Source organism: Acidovorax sp. Leaf78 (genome assembly GCF_001422735.1).
Lineage (GTDB): Bacteria > Pseudomonadota > Gammaproteobacteria > Burkholderiales > Burkholderiaceae_C > Acidovorax.
Genome location: NZ_LMLZ01000024.1, coordinates 1 through 17,531 on the forward strand (window position 1 = coordinate 1; position 17,531 = coordinate 17,531).

At 67.4% G+C, this 17,531-nt stretch carries 14 protein-coding genes; 7 read left to right on the forward strand and 7 right to left on the reverse strand.

Annotated features, from left to right (window positions below; all coding sequences use genetic code 11):
* Positions 1 to 334: 334 nt before the first annotated feature.
* From ASF16_RS22125 to ASF16_RS22140, 5 genes are all read right to left on the reverse strand, one after another.
* Positions 335 to 1,102 carry a class II glutamine amidotransferase gene (locus ASF16_RS22125; RefSeq protein ID WP_056172299.1) on the reverse strand — a complete coding sequence of 256 codons (768 nt, stop codon included), beginning with the start codon at positions 1,100 to 1,102 and terminating at the stop codon, positions 335 to 337.
* A gap of 305 nt (positions 1,103 to 1,407) precedes the next feature.
* Positions 1,408 to 2,892, reverse strand: a complete 1,485-nt coding sequence (locus ASF16_RS22130; RefSeq protein ID WP_056172300.1) for an MFS transporter — start codon at positions 2,890 to 2,892, stop codon at positions 1,408 to 1,410.
* A gap of 300 nt (positions 2,893 to 3,192) precedes the next feature.
* Positions 3,193 to 3,381 carry a 4-oxalocrotonate tautomerase gene (locus ASF16_RS22135; protein ID WP_007850839.1) on the reverse strand — a complete coding sequence of 63 codons (189 nt, stop codon included), beginning with the start codon at positions 3,379 to 3,381 and terminating at the stop codon, positions 3,193 to 3,195.
* A gap of 67 nt (positions 3,382 to 3,448) precedes the next feature.
* On the reverse strand, positions 3,449 to 3,694 hold the full coding sequence (locus ASF16_RS25730; protein WP_082517103.1) for a cysteine-rich CWC family protein: 246 nt from the start codon (positions 3,692 to 3,694) through the stop codon (positions 3,449 to 3,451).
* A gap of 389 nt (positions 3,695 to 4,083) precedes the next feature.
* Positions 4,084 to 6,291, reverse strand: coding sequence for a malate synthase G (locus tag ASF16_RS22140; protein ID WP_056172302.1), 2,208 nt, complete (start codon positions 6,289 to 6,291; stop codon positions 4,084 to 4,086).
* Positions 6,292 to 6,602: 311 nt separating this feature from the next.
* Here ASF16_RS22140 and ASF16_RS22145 point away from each other — a divergent pair, with 311 nt between their 5' ends.
* Together ASF16_RS22145 and ASF16_RS22150 are read left to right on the forward strand one after the other, a co-directional pair.
* Positions 6,603 to 7,529, forward strand: coding sequence for a LysR family transcriptional regulator (locus ASF16_RS22145; protein WP_056172305.1), 927 nt, complete (start codon positions 6,603 to 6,605; stop codon positions 7,527 to 7,529).
* 162 nt (positions 7,530 to 7,691) lie between these two features.
* Positions 7,692 to 8,336 carry a response regulator transcription factor gene (locus ASF16_RS22150; protein WP_056172308.1) on the forward strand — a complete coding sequence of 215 codons (645 nt, stop codon included), beginning with the start codon at positions 7,692 to 7,694 and terminating at the stop codon, positions 8,334 to 8,336.
* A gap of 157 nt (positions 8,337 to 8,493) precedes the next feature.
* Here ASF16_RS22150 and ASF16_RS22155 read toward each other — a convergent pair whose 3' ends face one another.
* Positions 8,494 to 11,181, reverse strand: a complete 2,688-nt coding sequence (locus ASF16_RS22155; RefSeq protein WP_056172312.1) for a PAS-domain containing protein — start codon at positions 11,179 to 11,181, stop codon at positions 8,494 to 8,496.
* Positions 11,182 to 11,416: 235 nt separating this feature from the next.
* Here ASF16_RS22155 and ASF16_RS22160 point away from each other — a divergent pair, with 235 nt between their 5' ends.
* Together ASF16_RS22160 and ASF16_RS22165 are read left to right on the forward strand one after the other, a co-directional pair.
* Positions 11,417 to 12,766: a dicarboxylate/amino acid:cation symporter gene (locus ASF16_RS22160; RefSeq protein WP_056172315.1), complete on the forward strand. Its 1,350-nt coding sequence runs from the start codon at positions 11,417 to 11,419 to the stop codon at positions 12,764 to 12,766.
* A gap of 268 nt (positions 12,767 to 13,034) precedes the next feature.
* A complete protein-coding gene (locus ASF16_RS22165) occupies positions 13,035 to 13,481 on the forward strand; it encodes a DUF2214 family protein (protein ID WP_056172990.1) in 447 nt (148 codons plus the stop codon).
* Positions 13,482 to 13,590: 109 nt separating this feature from the next.
* Here the strand turns inward: ASF16_RS22165 and ASF16_RS22170 are convergent, their stop codons facing one another.
* Positions 13,591 to 13,899, reverse strand: a complete 309-nt coding sequence (locus ASF16_RS22170) for a PsiF family protein (RefSeq protein ID WP_056172317.1) — start codon at positions 13,897 to 13,899, stop codon at positions 13,591 to 13,593.
* 406 nt (positions 13,900 to 14,305) lie between these two features.
* Here ASF16_RS22170 and argS point away from each other — a divergent pair, with 406 nt between their 5' ends.
* The 3 genes from argS to ASF16_RS22185 all read left to right on the forward strand — a co-directional run bounded on the left by argS (position 14,306) and on the right by ASF16_RS22185 (position 17,412).
* A complete protein-coding gene (gene argS, locus ASF16_RS22175; protein ID WP_056172320.1) occupies positions 14,306 to 16,015 on the forward strand; it encodes an arginine--tRNA ligase in 1,710 nt (569 codons plus the stop codon).
* A gap of 9 nt (positions 16,016 to 16,024) precedes the next feature.
* Positions 16,025 to 16,678 carry an SPOR domain-containing protein gene (locus ASF16_RS22180; RefSeq protein WP_056172323.1) on the forward strand — a complete coding sequence of 218 codons (654 nt, stop codon included), beginning with the start codon at positions 16,025 to 16,027 and terminating at the stop codon, positions 16,676 to 16,678.
* An 86-nt stretch (positions 16,679 to 16,764) separates the two neighbouring features.
* Positions 16,765 to 17,412: a thiol:disulfide interchange protein DsbA/DsbL gene (locus ASF16_RS22185; RefSeq protein ID WP_056172326.1), complete on the forward strand. Its 648-nt coding sequence runs from the start codon at positions 16,765 to 16,767 to the stop codon at positions 17,410 to 17,412.
* Positions 17,413 to 17,531: the final 119 nt, after the last annotated feature.

The window sequence follows — 17,531 nt, forward strand, 5'->3', positions numbered from 1 at the left end:
ACTCCTTCCCATCCCGAACAGGACAGTGAAACGACTTTGCGCCGATGATAGTACTCCTTCCCATCCCGAACAGGACAGTGAAACGACTTTGCGCCGATGATAGTGCGGGTTCCCGTGTGAAAGTAGGTCATCGTCAGGCTCTTACAGCCCAGAAAACCCCAGTCAGCAATGACTGGGGTTTTTTGCTTTGGGCGTTGCGAAGGTGGGAATTGCTTGGAACCGGTCAATGTCCCCGTCAGTTGTTGGTCGGTTTCGCCACCAAGCTACTGTGAGCCGCCAAGCCACTTTGCTCTCCTAACCTGTGGCTACTGCCCGGTACACCTCTGGCCCAAGACTAGATCGACAGCCTTCTACCTTGCTCGAAGACCAGCAGCTCACCCTTGCTGAAGGCTGTCCATTCTTCGTTCGTCGTCAGCGGACTCGTCACGATCACCGCCACTTCATCCTTCGCGTCCGTCTCCCGCGAGAAATCCAGCCGGACATCCTCGTCACTGAGCTGGGCCTCCCCGAACGGGTGCCGGCGCTCAATGTAGTACAGGCTGGTCGACGCGTGGCTCCACAGCGCCTGGCCGTTGGACAGCAGAAAGTTGAACGTGCCGTGCGGGCTGACATGCGCCGCCAGCTCTTTCAACGTGAGCGTCAGTTCCCGCACAGACGGAACACTGGCGTGTGACTTGGCCAGTTCCTGCATGATCCAGCAGAACGCGTGTTCGCTGTCGGTATCTCCCACGGGGCGAAAGTGCGAGTGCAGGCGTGGTCGAAAATCCTTGAGATCACCGTTGTGGGCAAACACCCAGTAGCGGCCCCACAACTCGCGCACAAAAGGGTGGCAGTTCTGCAGGCTGACCACGCCCTGCGTAGCCTTGCGGATGTGGGCGATGACGTTGCGGCTTTTGATGGGGTAGCGCCGGATCAGCTCTGCCACCGGAGAGTCCACGGCGGGCAGGTGATCGACAAAGTGCCGAAGGCCCTTGTCTTCGAAAAACGCGATACCCCAGCCGTCGCTGTGGTGGTCGGTTTTGCCGCCGCGCTGTGCGAATCCGGTGAAGCTGAAGGTCACGTCCGTCGGGACGTTGCAGTTCATGCCGAGCAATTGGCACATGACATGGTTTCCATTTCGGCAATGTTCTAAAAAGTGTGGGCGAGCGGCAGAGGTAGCCTGCGACTCCCAGCCGCAGCGATGCCGGCCGGGCGCGCTACCCCATTTATAGCGCCGAGATGTCCACGCTGGGCGGTACTTACACCGTTCAGAAGCACAAACTACCCGCGGTGTTGCTCAGGGGAGGATCGATGCACTGCCAGCGCCTCGCGACAACATGGAATTGTTGCGAAGTGCCCGTTCCTCTTTCCCCGCCCCCCTTTGCCGGTAGCAGAGCAGCCGGCAGCCACCTGCGACAGCGAACCCGCTCAGACTGGACCTGCCGAGTCCGACCTCGCCGGTACTTCCTTCAATTGCCAGGCCGCCACCAACGCCAGACCGCACAACACCGTCAGCATCAAAAATGTCTCACCGAACGCTGAGATGCGTGCCGGGTTGCTGGCGCCTGCAGCCAGTGCCGCGCCATGGGCACCCAGGCGCCATTCCAGCACGATGCCGCACAGGCTCACGCCTGCAGCGCCGCCCAGCATGCGCAGGAATCCGATGGTGCTGGAGCCTTGCGAAATCAGTGACTTGTCCAGGGGTCGCATAGAGCCCAGATTCAGCGACGGCAGGATGAACCCCAGGCCGATCCGCCCCAGAATGGCCAGCGCCACTAGGATCCACAGCGACACCCCCAGGCCCACGAACACCATCAGCCCGAACGACAGGGCCAACAGCGCCAGGCCGATGCTCACCAGCAGGTTGGTGGGCTGCCGGTCGGCAAGGCGGCCCACCACGGCAATGGTGGCGGCCAGTACAAAGCCTGCGGGCAGCATCAGGGTGCCGACATGCGAGGCCGACAGCTCAAGGCCCAGTTGCATGAACACAGGCAACAGATAGGTCGAGCCGAAAAGCGCGGTCCCGTAGATGAACGCCACCACGCTGCCCATGGCGAACTGGCGGTATTGAAACAAGCGCAGGTCCATCAACGGCTTGCGACCCTGCTGCAGTTGGCGGCGTTGCCAGGCGATAAACAGCCCGACCGACACCGCGGCGGCCGCCAGCAGCGCGCCAGCCTCGGCGGCAGAGCCACCGTGCAGCGACACCAGCCCGTTGAGCAGGCACAGCGTACCCATGGTGCCCAGCAGCAGGCCGCGCCAGTCCAGCGCCTGGCCCTGCCGGTTCGCCTCGACCCCGCCCGGTGCGGTGACAGGCACGAACTTGTACGCCAGCGCTATGGAGGCCAAGCACAGCGGCACCACCATGAAGAAGATGGAGCGCCAGCCGAACCAGTCCACCAGCAGCCCGCCGATGCTGGGCCCGATGGCGGGGGCCAGCACCACGCCCATGCCGAAGATGCCGCTCGCGCGGCCCTGCTCGTGCGGCTTGAAGGCGTACAGGATGATGACGGCCGGGATGGGCTGCACCACGCCTGCCGCCAGCCCCTCGGCCACACGGGCGACCAGCACCAGCCCGAAGTCGCGCGCCAGGCCCCCGCCGATGCCGCCGGCCAGCAGCAGCAGCATCGCGCCCACATACGTGGCGCGGTAGCCATAGCGCGACAGCAGCCACGGCGTGGTGAGCATGGAGACGGTGGTGGCGACCATGAACCCCGAGGTCACCCACTGCGCCCGCTCCTGGCCCAGCGTGAAGTAGTGGCTCATGTCCGGGATGGCCACGTTCACGATGGTGGACGACATGATCGATGCCATCGTGCCCACCATGACGGACAGCAGCACCAGCCAGCGGTAGCGCTCTCCGTAGCGTTCACGCAGTACGGCCAGGGAACCGGAGGTCTGGGAGTTGTTCATGGGCTGTTCGGTGCAATGAGGCCGGCGGCGCGACGGCGGATGGGCGGACGGCGTGGTGAACGCTAGGAGCGGGCCGGTGATGTGGTCACCGCGCCTGTGGTGTCGCGCGGGCGGCCATCACCGCAGGCACTGGTGGCCGGTGCCCGGCCCGGGTGACGGTGCGTGCAGGCCGGCCAGGGCACGCGGATGCGCTGGCGGGGCACCGCACCGTCAGGCTGCACCCGCCCCGGGTGGTGCGGCGATGCCGCCCGTCCCGTCACGGGTGCGACCCAGCTGCCAACGCAGCCGGATGGCGCCATGTCAGGTCCGCTCGGACCAGAGCTTGCCGCCCGTGGCCCAGTTCTCGCGCTTGATGTCGGTGATCAGGATGTCCACCGATTCGGGCGAGCCGCCCAGCACCTCGACGGAGACGCGGGTGATCTCCTCCACCAGCTTGCGCTTTTGTTCGACCGTGCGGCCTTCCATCATTTCAACGTGGTACGTCGGCATATCTGATTCCTTGTAGGCATTAAAAAGAAGAACTGCTGTTCAACGCTGAGCAGCGGCAAGCGCCAAATCATATCGGCGGGCTGGGCGGTACACCCGGCGCTGCCACGCTATCGGCCGCTGCGGGTGCGCCGCAGGCAGGGCAGATGCAGGCCCGCTCGCGTTGATCGGCCGGCAAACGGGCCAACGCTGCACGGTCGATGGTCTGGGCCATGCACCAGCAACTCTCGGGCGCGCGCCCCGCCGCGATGGCGCAGCCGTTGGGCTGGCCGCACAAGGGGCATTGAGAGGTGTCGGGGTCCGAGGGGTGGGGCATGGCAGCGCAGGTGGGCCGCCTGTGGGGCGGCGCCCGCGGGCCAGTGTACGGCCGGTGCCCGCTGTGTGCCCGCCGCGGGTTATCCCGCTGACCGGATCTGGCGCGGGCGCAGCGGGCGGCGCGCATGACCCGTTCTCGCTGCCTGCCAACCCCGCCGCGTGCCCTGTGCGCGCTCGCACTGCGATGGGTATAAGAAAAAATAGCTGCTACCGCTTGATGGACAAGCGCTAGAAGCTATGTTTTTGATAGCATCTGGGCTGCGGTGTGTCAGCAGCCGATTGCACGCATCGGATCAGCACAGATCAGTACCGATCAGTACAGCCTTCCCAGGTCAGCCAGCCTGCAGAGGGGGCAGCTGCCTCGGGGAGGCCGTCACGCCCGCCCATTCATCAGGCCTGCGCGGCCTTGAGCCTCAGGCGCCAGGCGTGCAGCAGGGGCTCGGTGTAGCCGCTGGGCTGCGCTTGGCCCTGGAAGACCAGGTCGCAAGCCGCCTTGTACGCCATGCTGGTGTCGAAGTGGCCCGCCATCGGCTGGTACAGCGCGTCGCCAGCGTTCTGGCCGTCCACCACCGCCGCCATGCGCTCGAAGGTCTCGCGCACCTGCGCTTCGGTCACCACGCCGTGCAGCAGCCAGTTGGCCATGTGCTGGCTGCTGATGCGCAGCGTGGCGCGGTCTTCCATCAGGCCCACGTTGTGGATGTCGGGCACCTTGGAGCAGCCCACGCCCTGGTCCACCCAGCGCACCACGTAGCCCAGGATGCCCTGGGCGTTGTTGTCCAGCTCCTGCTGCTTCTCGGCGTCGCTCCAGTTCGGGGCGGCGGCCACGGGCACGGTCAGCAGGCCGGTCAGCAGGTTGTCGCGCTCGGCGTTGGCGTCGGTCTTTTCCAGCTCGATCTGGATGTCGCTCACCTTGACCTGGTGGTAGTGCAGCGCGTGCAGCGTGGCACCCGTCGGGCTGGGCACCCAGGCGGTGTTGGCACCGGCCTTGGGGTGGGCGATCTTTTGCTTGAGCATTTCGGCCATCAGGTCGGGCATGGCCCACATGCCCTTGCCGATCTGCGCCTTGCCGCGCAGTCCGCACGACAGGCCCACGAGCACGTTGTTCTTCTCGTACGACTGGATCCAGGCGCTGGTCTTCATGTCGCCCTTGCGCACCATGGGGCCGGCGTGCATGGCGGTGTGCATCTCGTCGCCGGTGCGGTCCAGGAAGCCGGTATTGATGAAGGCCACGCGGGCCGACGCGGCGGCGATGCAGGCCTTCAGGTTGACGGACGTGCGGCGCTCCTCGTCCATGATGCCCAGCTTCACGGTGTTGGCAGGCAGGCCCAGCAGTTGCTCCACGCGGCCGAACAGGTCGCTCGCAAAGCCCACTTCGGCGGGGCCGTGCATCTTGGGCTTGACGATGTAAACGCTGCCCTTGCGGGAGTTGCGGATGCCGTTAGCGCCATGGCCTTGCAGGTCGTGCAGCGCGATGGCAGTGGTCACGACCGCGTCCATGATGCCTTCAGGGATCTCGCGCACCTGGCCTTGCGCGTCGGTCCACAGGATGGCCGGGTTGGTCATCAGGTGGCCCACGTTGCGCAGGAACATGAGCGAGCGGCCATGCAGGCGCACTTCGCCACCGGCCGGGCCGGTATAGACGCGGTCGGGGTTCAGTCCGCGCGTGATGGTCTTGCCGCCCTTGGCGACCTGCTCGGTCAGCGTGGCCTGGATGATGCCCAGCCAGTTGCTGTAGCCCAGCACCTTGTCCTCGGCGTCCACGGCGGCCACGGAGTCTTCCAGGTCCAGGATGGTGGACAGGGCCGCTTCCAGCACCAGGTCGCTCACGCCCGCGGCATCGGTCTGGCCGATGGGCGTTGCGCGGTCGATCTGGATATCGAGGTGCAGGCCGTTGTGCTGCAGCAGCACCGACTTGGGCGCGGCGGCATCGCCCTGGTAGCCCTTGAACTGCGATGCGTCCTTCAGGCCCGTCGTGGAGCCGTTGGCAAGAGACACCACCAGCTGGCCGCCTTCGACCTTGTAGCCGGTCGAATCCTTGTGCGAGCCGCTGGCCAGGGGCGCCGTGTCGTCCAGCACCTGGCGCGCGAACGCGATCACCTTGGCGCCGCGCACCGGGTTGTAGCCCTTGCCCTTTTCGGCACCGCCTTCTTCACTGATGGCGTCCGTGCCGTACAGCGCGTCGTACAGGCTGCCCCAGCGGGCGTTGGCAGCATTCAGCGCGTAGCGGGCGTTCAGGATGGGCACCACCAGTTGGGGGCCGGCCTGGGTGGCCAGCTCGTCGTCCACGTTGGCCGTGGTGGCCTTGACGTCGGCGGGCTGGGGCACCAGGTAGCCGATCTTTTCCAGGAAGCCGCGGTAGGCCACCATGTCCTTGATGGGGCCGGGGTTGGCCTTGTGCCAGGTGTCGAGCTCGGTCTGCAGGCGGTCGCGCTCGGCCAGCAGGGCGATGTTGCGCGGGGCCAGGTCGGCCACGATGGCGTCAAAACCCTTCCAGAACGCGCCGGCATCGACACCCGTGCCGGGCAGCACCTTGTCGTCGACAAAGCGGTACAGGGAGGTGGCCACTTGCAGGCCGTGGACGGTGGTGCGGTCGGTCATGGGAGAGCCTTGAAGGATGGATGAAATGGGAGGAACAAAAAAAACGGAGCCGCCCGCAGCGCGGGCCATGGGCACACTGTATTGCAAATGTTTGCCCACATAAATATGCAGAAAAGCTGGAAACCAGTGACTTTTACGCAAAGGTGGAGAGCTTGTTCACCCGGGTGCAGAGCGCGCAATTACTATAAAAATAATAGCTGCCAGCGCTGGATAGGTAAGCGACAGGGGCCTCTTTCGGTCATATTTCCGGCCCAGATCCTCCTGCCGACACCCGGGAGGGCGCGCGCCCGTTGTCCCCATAATCACCGCCCATGGACAAACTCAAGGCCTTCGAATCCTTTGTCTCGGTGGCCACGCGCGGCAGCCTCACGGCAGCGGCCAAGGCCGAGGGCGTGGCGCCCGCCATCATGGGGCGGCGGCTCGACGCGCTCGAAGAGCACCTGGGCGTCAAGCTCCTGGTGCGCACCACCCGCCGCATCAGCCTCACGCACGAAGGCAGCGCGTTTCTGGAGGACTGCCAGCGCCTGCTGTCCGACGTGGCCAATGCCGAGGCCAGCGTGTCCGAAGGCGGGGTCAAGGCCACGGGCCACCTGCGCATCACCGCGCCCGCGGGCTTTGGCCGCCGCCACGTCGCGCCGCTGGTGCCGCGGTTTCGCTCGGCGCACCCGGACGTGACCATCTCGCTGAACCTCAGCGACCGGGTGGTGGACCTGGCTGGCGAGGGTTTCGACTGCGCCGTGCGCGTGGGCGACCTGCCCGACTCGTCGCTGGTGAGCGTGCGCATCGCCGACAACCGCCGCCTGTGCGTGGCCACGCCCGAATACCTGGCGCGGCGCGGCACCCCGCGCGCGCCGGCCGAACTGGTGCAGCACGACTGCCTCACGCTGTCGAGCGACGCCTCGCAGACGCGCGGCTGGGCGTTTCGCGTGCCTCTGGGTGACGATGGTGGCACCGAGGTCATGCACCTCAAGCCCGGCGGGCCGCTCGACTGCTCCGACGGCCAGGTGCTGCACGACTGGTGCCTGGGCGGCTGGGGCATCGCCTGGCGCAGCACCTGGGAGGTCGAGGCCGAGATCGCCGCGGGCCGCCTGGTCGCGGTGCTGGAGGACTTCGCCGCGCCGCCCAACGGCATCTACGTGGTGTTCCCCCAGCGCAAGCACCTGCCGCTGCGCGTGCGGCTGTGGATCGACTTCCTGAAACACCAGTACGCACAACCTGCGTTCTGGAAAGGCGCATGAATCCCCCGGAACCGCTGCACGCCGTCCTCCGACGCGAAGCGGCGTGCCTACGGGCGCCAAGCCGGCTCCACGGTGGCGCCGGCCTGGGCGCGCCTCGTTCGTCGGCCCGCTCCGGGCGGCATGTCGCACTGATGGGCCGCCCCGTGGCAGACTGCGCACTCCATGTCCGACCCCACCCTCCTGGTCGCTGACGACCACCCCCTGTTCCGCGCGGCCGTGCTGCACGTGCTGCGCGAGCGCCTGCCGCAGTTCCGCACGCTGGAGGCGGCCAGCGCGGCCACGCTGGGCACCGCGCTGCAGGAGCACCCCGAGGTGGAGCTGGTGCTGCTGGACCTGAGCATGCCCGGCGCCCGCGGCTTCTCGTCGCTGCTGCATGTGCGCGGCGAGTACCCCGAGCTGCCGGTGGTGATCATCTCGTCCAACGACCACCCGCGCGTCATCCGCCGCGCGCAGCAGTTCGGCGCGGCGGGCTTCATCCCCAAGTCCGCACCGGCCGAGGCGATGGGCGAGGCCATCGAGGCCGTGCTAGACGGCGGCAGCTGGTTCCCCCCCATGGCGGCCGAGCGGTCGGAGGCCGACGCCGAGCTGGCCGCACGGCTGGCGCAGCTCACGCCGCAGCAGTTCCGGGTGCTGCTGTGCCTGGCGGACGGGCTGCTCAACAAGCAGATCGCCGCTGCACTGGGGCTGGCGGAGAACACGGTGAAGGTGCACGTCACGGCCATCCTGAAGAAGCTCGCGTGCTACAGCCGCACGCAGGCGGCGGTGCTGGTCAAAAGCCTGGAGGCGGACGAGGGCGGGGCGGGGTAAAACGGATTGGGGAATGTGCGCTGCGTGGGGGGTCGAATGGTCTCTGGCGCTTGCCTGGAAAGCGCTGGCAGCTATCAAATTTGAATGTGTGAATGGGTACCGGGGCCATGCATCCGTGCAGACCGGGCCCGCCGAAGCCCGCTGCCTTGTGACCCCGCTATTTCTCCCGCAGCCTGAGCAAGGTCTGGCTCACCAACGCCCGCAGCGCCGGTGCCCGCACCGGCTTGGCCAGAAAGCCCCAGCCTCGCTCGGCCGCCTGCCGCCGCAGCGTGGCGTCGCGCTCGGCGGTGACCAGGATCACGGCGGGGGCCTGGCCCCAGCGGTCGCACAGCTGGGTGTACACATCCGGGCCGTGGTGGCCTGCGCCCAGGTGCACGTCCAGCAGCACCAGCTGCGGCGCCTGCCCGCGTTCTGCGTAGGCCAAAGCTTCGGGTGCGCCGCCAGCCAGGGGCACCTGGCAGCCCCAGCGCTCCAGCAGGGCGCGGGTGGCGGCGCAGGTGGGGCCGTCGTCCTCGATCACCCAGGCGGTGCTGCCTTGCAGCGGGGCGTCTTCCTGCGGCTGCTGCTGCACGGTGGCCAGTGCGGCGGGGGGCAACTGGGCGGCGGCGGGGTCGCCCAGCGGCACGCAGACCCAGAACACGCTGCCGCGGCCCAGTTGCGAGCGCAGCCCGATCTCGTGGCCCAGCAGGCGGCCCAGGCGCTCGACGATGGCCAGGCCCAGGCCTGCGCCGCGGTCGTCGGCGCGGCCTTCGTCCAGGCGGCGAAATTCTTCGAAGATCTCGCGCTGCAGCGCCTCGGGGATGCCCGGGCCCTGGTCGTGCACCTCGATGCGCAGGTGGGTGCCGCCGGGGTGGCCCACGCGCCGGCAGCCCACCACGATGCGCCCGTGCCGGCTGTAGCGGATGGCGTTGGAGACGAAGTTCTGCAGGATGCGGCGCAGCAGGTTCTCGTCGGTGCGCACCACGGCGCGCGTGGGCACGCAGCTGAGCTGCAGGCCCTGGCTCTCGGCCAGCACGCCGAAGTTGTGGGCCAGCACCTGCAGCAGCGGGCCCAGGGCCACGTCGTGGATGTGCACGTCCAGCTGCCCCGACTCCATGCGCGAGATGTCGAGCAGGCTGCTCAGGATCGCGTCCTGCGATGCGAGCGCACCGTCGATGCTGTCCACCGTGCGGCGCTCGGCGTCGTCGTGCAGGTGGCTGCGCAGCAGCGAGGTGAACATGCGCGCGGCGTTCAGCGGCTGCAGCAGGTCGTGCACCGCCGCCGCGACGAAGCGGGTCTTGTAGCGGTTGGCGCGCTCGGCCTCGCGCCGGGCGGCGTCCAGGTCGCGGGTGCGGTCGGCCACGCGCTGCTCCAGCGCATCGGCGAGGGACCGCAGCTCGCGCGCGGCGTTCTTGTAGCTGGTGATGTCGGCGTAGCTCGTCACGAAGCCGCCCTCGGGCAGCGGGTTGCCGCGGATCTCGAGCACCGTGCCATCGCCCTTGGCGCTCTCGTGCAGATGGGGCAGGCCGCTGCGCAGGTGCGACAGGCGCCGCTCGATGGCCTCGTCGGCCGGGCCGGGGCCCAGCAGGCCGCGGCGGGCGTTGTGGCGCAGCAGGTCTTCGATGGGCTGGCCCACGCGCATCAGGTCGGCGGGGTAGCGAAACAGCTGCACGTAGCGCGAGTTCCAGGCCACCAGGTTCAGGTCGGCATCGATGATGACCACGCCCTGGGGCAGGTGCTCCAGGCTGCGCGACAGACCCGTGTCCGTCTGCTGCGCGGCCTGCTGCGCCGCCTGCACGATGCCGTCCTGGGCGGTGCGCAGCTCCTGGGCGTGCTGCTGCAGCACGGTCTCCAGCTCCTGTCGGCTGCGCTGGCGCAGGTGGGCCAGGCGCTGCCGCTGGCGCACGAAGAGCACCAGCAGCGCCAGCGCCAGCCAGCCGCCGCCGCCGGCCGCGGCGGCCCAGCGGCTGTCGGCGATGCTGCTGTGCGTCTCGTGCACCAGGTGCAGCTGCCAGGGCGTGCCGGGCAGCGGCTGGGTCTGCCACAGCACGCGGCCGGGCAGGGGCGGCAGGTCGGACGACAGCATGCGCACCAGGCGGCCGCCGTTGTCCATGTGGTCGTCCACGCGGTAATCCAGCGGGCGCAGCGGCTGGTTCGAGTACTGGCGCGTGGCGTTGAGTTCGCGGCGCTCCTCGTCGCCCAGGGGTTCGAGCAGGCGGTAGCGCCACGCGTCCTGGCTGGCCAGGAACACCACGCCGTGCGCGTCGGAGGCCAGCACGATGTCCGGCGTCTGCAGCCACTCGCGCTCGAGCTCCTGCAGCGCGATCTTGATCGCCACCAGCCCCAGCAACTGGCCGCTGGCGTCGCGGATGGCCTGCGACAAAAAGTACCCGGGCTCGCCCGTCGTCACCCCGATGCCGTAGAAGCTGCCGCGCCCCTGCGCCAGCGCCTCCTGCACATATGGCCTGAAGCTGTAGTCCACGCCCACGTTGCTGGTGGCGGTGCGCCAGTTGCTGGCTGCCACGGCCAGGCCGTCGCGGTTGATCAGGGTGAGCGTGGACGACTGGCTCGCGCCGTTGGCCTGCTCAAGCTTGAGGTTGAGCTGCTCCACCTCGGCAGGGCTCAGGGTGCGGGTGAGTGCGTCCTGCAGCTGCGCGTCCAGCGCCAGCACCTCGGGCAGGGTGCGGTAGCGGTCGATGCGCTGGGCCAGCGTCTGGCCGTACAGCGCCAGTTGCCGCTGCACGTTGTCGCTCTCCTCGTACAGCGAGTGCTGCCACGCCCACTGCCCGGCCACGAACATGCTGCCCGCCATGCCGGCGAGCAGGATCAGCAGGGTCCAGAATTTGCGAAGGCGCGGCGTCGTCATGGGGCAGAAACAGGGTGCCGGGAGGAAGGCCCGGGGCTTCGATGGTGGGGTCCGCGAGTGTGCCTGAGCCCGCTTGAGGACTAGGTGTTTTCCCTATGTTGGGGCACGGAGCGCCCTCTGGCGGTGCGACCGACTAATACCAATAGGTTATCGGCTGAATGGAGGGGCAGCGGTACAAACGGCACCCTCGACGCACCCCGCTGGTGCAGTCACCGTGATTTCAGGAGACATCCCCATGCAAGCCATCACCGCTCCCACAGCCCACCCCGTGCGGCTGCCCTTTTACCGGCAACTGTACTTCCAGGTGGTGGTCGCCATCATCCTGGGCGTGCTGCTGGGCCACTTCGAGCCGGCCTACGGCGCGGCGCTCAAGCCGCTGGGCGACGCGTTCATCAAACTGATCAAGATGATCATCGCGCCGGTGATCTTTCTGACCATCGTGACCGGCATCGCCGGCATGTCGCAGCTGTCCACCGTGGGCCGCGTGTTCGGCAAGGCCATGGCGTACTTCCTGACCTTCTCCACCCTGGCGCTGGTGGTGGGCCTGGTGGTGGCCAACGTGATGCAGCCGGGCGCCGGCATGCACATCAACCCGGCCGACCTGGACCAGAAGGAAGTCAGCACCTACGTGGCCAAGTCCCACGACATGACGCTGACCGGCTTCGCCATGGACATCATCCCCAAGACGCTGGTGAGCCCCTTCGTGGGCGACAACATCCTGCAGGTGCTGCTGGTGGCCGTGCTCTTCGGCGTGGCGCTGGCGCTGTCTGGCAATGCGGGCAAGCCGGTGCAGGCGTTTCTTGAATCGCTGACGGTGCCCGTGTTCAAGGTGGTCAACATCGTCATGCGGGCCGCCCCCATCGGCGCGTTCGGGGCCATGGCCTTCACCATCGGCAAGTTCGGCCTGGGCTCGCTGCTCAACCTGGCCGAGCTGGTGGCCACGTTCTACATCACCTCGCTATTGTTCGTGATCGTCATCCTGGGTGCCGTGGCCCGCGCCTGCGGCTTCTCGGTGTTCAAGCTGATCAAGTACCTCAAGGCCGAGCTGCTGCTGGTGCTGGGCACGTCGTCGTCCGAGTCGGCCCTGCCGTCGCTGATGGAAAAGATGGAGCGCGCCGGCTGCAAGAAGTCCGTCGTCGGCCTGGTGGTGCCCACCGGTTACTCGTTCAACCTGGACGGCACCAACATCTACATGACGCTGGCCGCGCTGTTCATCGCGCAGGCCACCGACACCCACCTCACGCTGGGCCACCAGGTGGCGCTCCTGCTCGTGGCCATGCTGTCGTCCAAGGGCGCGGCGGGCGTCACGGGCGCCGGCTTCATCACCCTGGCCGCCACGCTGGCCGTGGTGCCCGAAGTGCCGGTGGCCGGCATGGCGCTGATCCTGGGTGTGGACCGTTTCATGAGCGAATGCCGCTCGCTGACCAATTTCATCGGCAATGCCGTGGCTACGGTGGTGGTCTCGCGCTGGGAAAACGCGCTGGACTATGACCGCCTGAACGCTGCGCTGGACGGCGAGCCCCAGCCTGTGCCCCTGGTGGAAGAAGTGGCCCCGGTGGTGTCGTCTGCCGTGAGGCCCGCCTGATCTGCACGGCGAACTGCCGTTCAATCCCCCTAAAAAAGCGGTGCGGGCCTTCGGGTCTGCACCGCTTTTTGCGTGGGGGCTACTGCGTAGCAAAGCTGGTTCAGCGCGTTGTTCATGGGGTGCCGACGCAGGAGTCGAAGGCCTTCGGCGGTTGTGTCCCGCAGTGAACGGGTGGCTTCCTCAAGCACAATGGCCGCCAACCGGTTCCCCAGTGGAGCAGCGCGCCCACAGCGCCGCACACGGAGGCCGCGATGACAAGGAAACCCCCATGACCCTCGAAGCCACCCTGGCCGCCCTGCATCTGGTGGCCATCCTGACCTTTGTGGTCTTTTTGTCGAGCCAGGCGGCCTTGTGCCGCATCGAATGGATGAACGCCGCCGTCGTCGAGCGCCTTGCGCGGCTGGATGCGATCTACGGCGCGGCCGCCATGCTGATGATCGGCAGTGGCCTGGCACGCCTTCTGTGGGGCGTCAAAGGCGCGTCCTGGTACGTGTCGCAGCCGCTGTTCCACATCAAGATCACGCTCGTGGTGGTCCTGGCCCTCCTGTCGATCTGGCCGTCGACCATGTTCCGGCGCTGGCGCCGCAACCTGCGGGCCACCGGCGCCCTGCCGGATGCGCTGGAAGTGAAGAAGGTGCGCCGCCTGGTGATGATGCAGGCGCACGGGCTGCCCGTGGTGGCGGTCATTGCGGTGTTCTGGGCGAGGGGCTGGTAGGGGCGGTTGCCCGACCGCTCGCGTTCAGACGACAAAGCCCGCCCGTGGCTGTCACGGGCGGGCTTTTTTGTGGGCGGCTGGCGCGGCAGCGCCGGGCCGGTGGGGCGTGTCAGCCCTTCAGGCACTCGCTCATGAAGGCCTTGCGTTCGTCGCCCTTGAGCGTCTTGGCTTTTTCGTCGGCGTTGCAGGTCTTCATCTTGGTCTGCTGCTTCTCTTGCTTGTTGGCAGACAGGCATTCCTTCATGAACGCCTTGCGCTCGTCGCCCTTGAGCGTCTTGGCCTTTTCGTCTGCGTTGCAGGTGGCCATCTTGGATTGCTGCTTGGTCGGCGCCTTGGCGTCTTCGGCGGCGTGGACGCTGGCGCCCAGGGTCAGGGTCAGGGCCAGGCCGAGTGCAGTCAGGGAAATCAGCTGTTTCATGGAAGCTCCTGGAGTGAATGCGTTGTAGGTGGGTCCCGGCGGAATTGCACCATAGAACGTGCGGGCCTACAACGCGAAACAGTGCGGCACAGACCCCTTCGGCAGCTTATGCGCCGTGCCCCTGCGTCATTGGTTGTTTTTGCGGCGCGACCGCTTGGTGAACGGCTGCGCAGCGTGTGTTGGAGCTGGCTGGTGCCGTCTGGTGCCTTCTGGCGCCGTATGCCAGCCGCCTGGGGAACAACGATGTCGCCCCGCCGCTGCCAGCGCCACGGCGTCTTGACGATCACTCCCTGCGCAGGCTCCCTCCGTTCCGCACGCCCTCTGGCGAGGGGCAAAAAAAGCACACATGGTGACCGTTGCCGCAAGGTGCCGGGAGCCGGCATGGGACGCCCCGTAAAATCCACCGATGCTCACTGCAAAAAATGAATTGCTCGCGGCCCTGGCCGGCGAGCTGGAAAAACTGTCGCCCGGCTCTGCGGGGCGTGCTGCCTTCGAATCCCCCAAAGTGGCCGCGCATGGCGATTTCGCCTGCACCGCCGCCATGCAGCTGGCCAAGCCGCTCAAGCTCAACCCGCGCGCGCTGGGTGAGCAGCTCAAGGCGGCGCTGGAGGGCACGCCGGCCTTCACCCGCTGGGTCGATGCCATCGAGATCGCCGGCCCGGGCTTTCTGAACATCCGCTTGAAGCCCGCCGCCAAGCAGGAAGTGGTGCGCGAGGTGCTGGCCGCCGGCGAGCGCTTTGGCTACCAAAAGGACAACGGCCAGCGCGTGCTGGTCGAGTTCGTCTCGGCCAATCCCACCGGGCCCCTGCACGTGGGCCACGGCCGCCAGGCGGCCCTGGGCGACGCGATCTGCAACCTGTTCGGCACCCAGGGCTGGAAGGTGCACCGCGAGTTCTACTACAACGACGCGGGCGTGCAGATCCACACGCTGACCACCAGCACCCAGCTGCGCGCCAAGGGCTTCAAGCCCGGCGACGAATGCTGGCCCACCGACCCGGAGAACCCGGCGTCCAAGGGGTTCTACAACGGCGAGTACATCCAGGAGATCGCCAATGACTTCCTCGCCAGGAAGACCGTCAAGGCCGACGACCGCGAGTTCACCGCCAGCGGCGACGTGGAAGATGTGGAATCCATCCGCCAGTTCGCCGTGGCCTACCTGCGCAACGAGCAGGACAAGGACCTGCAGGCCTTCAACCTGAAGTTCGACGAGTACTACCTCGAGTCGAGCCTGTACACCAGCGGCCGCGTGGACGCCACGGTGAACAAGCTCGTCGCCAACGGCAAGACCTACGAGCAGGACGGTGCGCTGTGGCTCAAAAGCACGGACTACGGCGATGACAAGGACCGGGTCATGCGCAAGAAGGACGGCACGTACACCTACTTCGTGCCCGACGTGGCCTACCACATCGCCAAGTGGGAGCGCGGCTTCACCAAGGTCGTCAACATCCAGGGCACCGACCACCACGGCACCATCGCCCGCGTGCGCGCCGGGCTGCAGGCGGCCGACGTGGGCATTCCGCAGGGCTACCCCGACTACGTGCTGCACACCATGGTGCGCGTGGTCAAGGGCGGCGAAGAGGTCAAGATCAGCAAGCGCGCGGGCAGCTACGTCACGCTGCGCGACCTGATCGAGTGGACCAGCAAGGACGCGGTGCGCTTCTTCCTGCTGTCCCGCAAACCCGACACCGAGTACACATTCGACGTGGACCTGGCCGTTGCGCAGAACAACGACAACCCGGTGTACTACGTGCAGTACGCCCACGCACGCATCCAGTCGGTGCTGAGGGCCTGGCAAGAGTCCGGGGGCGGTGACGTGGCGTCGCTGCACGGCGTCGACCTGTCGGCGCTGCAGGGCCCGCAGGCCCAGGCGCTGATGCTGCAGCTGGCCAAGTACCCCGAGATGCTCACGGCCGCCGCCGACGGCGAGGCGCCGCACGATGTCACCTTCTACCTGCGCGACCTGGCCGCCAGCTACCACAGCTACTACGATGCCGAGCGCATCCTGGTCGACGACGAGGCCGTGAAGAAGGCCCGCCTGGCGCTGGTCGCGGCCACCGCACAGGTATTGCACAATGGCCTGGCCGTGCTGGGCGTATCGGCTCCAGCCAGAATGTAAGCAGTCACTATGAAGAAACAACAGACGGGCGGGACGATCATCGGCTTCATCGTGGGGGTCATCGTGGGCCTGGGCGCCGCATTGGCGGTGGCCGTGTTCGTGACCAAGGTGCCGGTACCCTTCCTGAACAAAAGCAATGGCCGCGGTGTCGACCTGGACGCGGCCGAGTCGCAAAAGAACAAGAACTGGGACCCGAACTCGCCGCTGTACGGCAAGAACCCGGCCCGCCCCCCGGTGGCTGCGGCGTCTGCCCCCGCGTCGGCACCCGCCGTGGCGGCAGCGCCGGCGCCCGATGTGCGCGCTGCGGCCTCCGCACCCAAGCCGGCCGCCAGCAAGCCCGAGGCCGCCAAGGCTGAGAGCAAGCCCGGCGCCGACCCCCTGGGTGACCTGGCCGTGGCCAAGGCCGCTGCGAAGGGCAATGTGGACCCGTTCGACTACTTCGTGCAGGCCGGTGCCTTCCGCACCCAGGCCGACGCCGACGCCCAGCGCGCCAAGCTGGCCATGCTGGGCTGGGAAGCCCGCGTGAGCGAACGCGAGCAGAACGGCCGGCCGGTCTTCCGGGTGCGCGTGGGTCCGTTTGCCAAGCGCGACGATGCCGAGCAGCTCAAGGAAAAGTTGGACGGCACGGGCGTGGAGTCGGCCCTGGTGCGCGTGCAGCGCTGAACGGCGGGCCCGCAGACTGCGCGGGCTGAACTTTTTCCGGGGGCGCGGCTCCCATCCCCCAGACCTGAACTAGGAGAGTCTTTGTCATGAAACGCCGTGAGTTTTCTTTGTCCGCTGCCTCGGCAGTCGCCGCCACCGCCCTGACGCTGCCCGTCGCCACGCCCGCGCTGGCCCAGGCCCGCCAGTTCAAGGAGGGCAAGGACTACAAGCGGCTGGACAAGCCCGTGACGCCCGATGCGCCCGCCGGCAAGGTCGACGTGATCGAGTTCTTCTGGTACAGCTGCCCGCACTGCAACGCGTTCGAACCCACGCTCGACGCCTGGGTCAAAGCCGCTCCCAAGGACTTGTCCATCCGCCGCGTGCCCGTGGCGTTCAACGCCAGCTTCGTGTCGCAGCAAAAGCTGTTCTACGCGCTGGAGGGCATGGGCAAGCTCGAAGCCCTGCACGCCAAGGTGTTCCGTGCCATCCATGTGGAGAAAGCCAAGCTCGCCAAGGATGACGAAATCCTGGCCTGGGTGACCCAGCAGGGCGTGGACGCCGCCAAGTTCAAGGAGGTCTACAGCTCCTTCACCGTGTCGAACCAGGTGCGCCGCGCCTCGCAGCTGCAGGACGCTTACGGCGTCGAAGGCGTGCCCTCGATGGGCGTGGCCGGCAAGTACTACACCGACGGCACCATGGCCGGCAACATGCAGAACGTGCTGCAAGTGGTGGAGTTCCTGACCAAGCAGAAGTGAGCCCGAGCCGCCTGGCCCGGTATGCCCCACGAAAAAGCCCGCGGATGCGGGCTTTTTTCATTGCCGTCCCGCGCCGAGGAAGTGACTCCTTGGGGCCAGAGACCCCACGCGCGTGGAAG

Bases quoted from the DNA above. Each gene is read 5' to 3' on its own strand.
- ASF16_RS22125 (WP_056172299.1), bottom strand. From the start codon at position 1,102: ATGTGCCAATTGCTCGGCATGAACTGCAACGTCCCGACGGACGTGACC.
- ASF16_RS22130 (WP_056172300.1), bottom strand. From the start codon at position 2,892: ATGAACAACTCCCAGACCTCCGGTTCCCTGGCCGTACTGCGTGAACGC.
- ASF16_RS22135 (WP_007850839.1), bottom strand. From the start codon at position 3,381: ATGCCGACGTACCACGTTGAAATGATGGAAGGCCGCACGGTCGAACAA.
- ASF16_RS25730 (WP_082517103.1), bottom strand. From the start codon at position 3,694: ATGCCCCACCCCTCGGACCCCGACACCTCTCAATGCCCCTTGTGCGGC.
- ASF16_RS22140 (WP_056172302.1), bottom strand. From the start codon at position 6,291: ATGACCGACCGCACCACCGTCCACGGCCTGCAAGTGGCCACCTCCCTG.
- ASF16_RS22145 (WP_056172305.1), top strand. From the start codon at position 6,603: ATGGACAAACTCAAGGCCTTCGAATCCTTTGTCTCGGTGGCCACGCGC.
- ASF16_RS22150 (WP_056172308.1), top strand. From the start codon at position 7,692: ATGTCCGACCCCACCCTCCTGGTCGCTGACGACCACCCCCTGTTCCGC.
- ASF16_RS22155 (WP_056172312.1), bottom strand. From the start codon at position 11,181: ATGACGACGCCGCGCCTTCGCAAATTCTGGACCCTGCTGATCCTGCTC.
- ASF16_RS22160 (WP_056172315.1), top strand. From the start codon at position 11,417: ATGCAAGCCATCACCGCTCCCACAGCCCACCCCGTGCGGCTGCCCTTT.
- ASF16_RS22165 (WP_056172990.1), top strand. From the start codon at position 13,035: ATGACCCTCGAAGCCACCCTGGCCGCCCTGCATCTGGTGGCCATCCTG.
- ASF16_RS22170 (WP_056172317.1), bottom strand. From the start codon at position 13,899: ATGAAACAGCTGATTTCCCTGACTGCACTCGGCCTGGCCCTGACCCTG.
- argS (WP_056172320.1), top strand. From the start codon at position 14,306: ATGCTCACTGCAAAAAATGAATTGCTCGCGGCCCTGGCCGGCGAGCTG.
- ASF16_RS22180 (WP_056172323.1), top strand. From the start codon at position 16,025: ATGAAGAAACAACAGACGGGCGGGACGATCATCGGCTTCATCGTGGGG.
- ASF16_RS22185 (WP_056172326.1), top strand. From the start codon at position 16,765: ATGAAACGCCGTGAGTTTTCTTTGTCCGCTGCCTCGGCAGTCGCCGCC.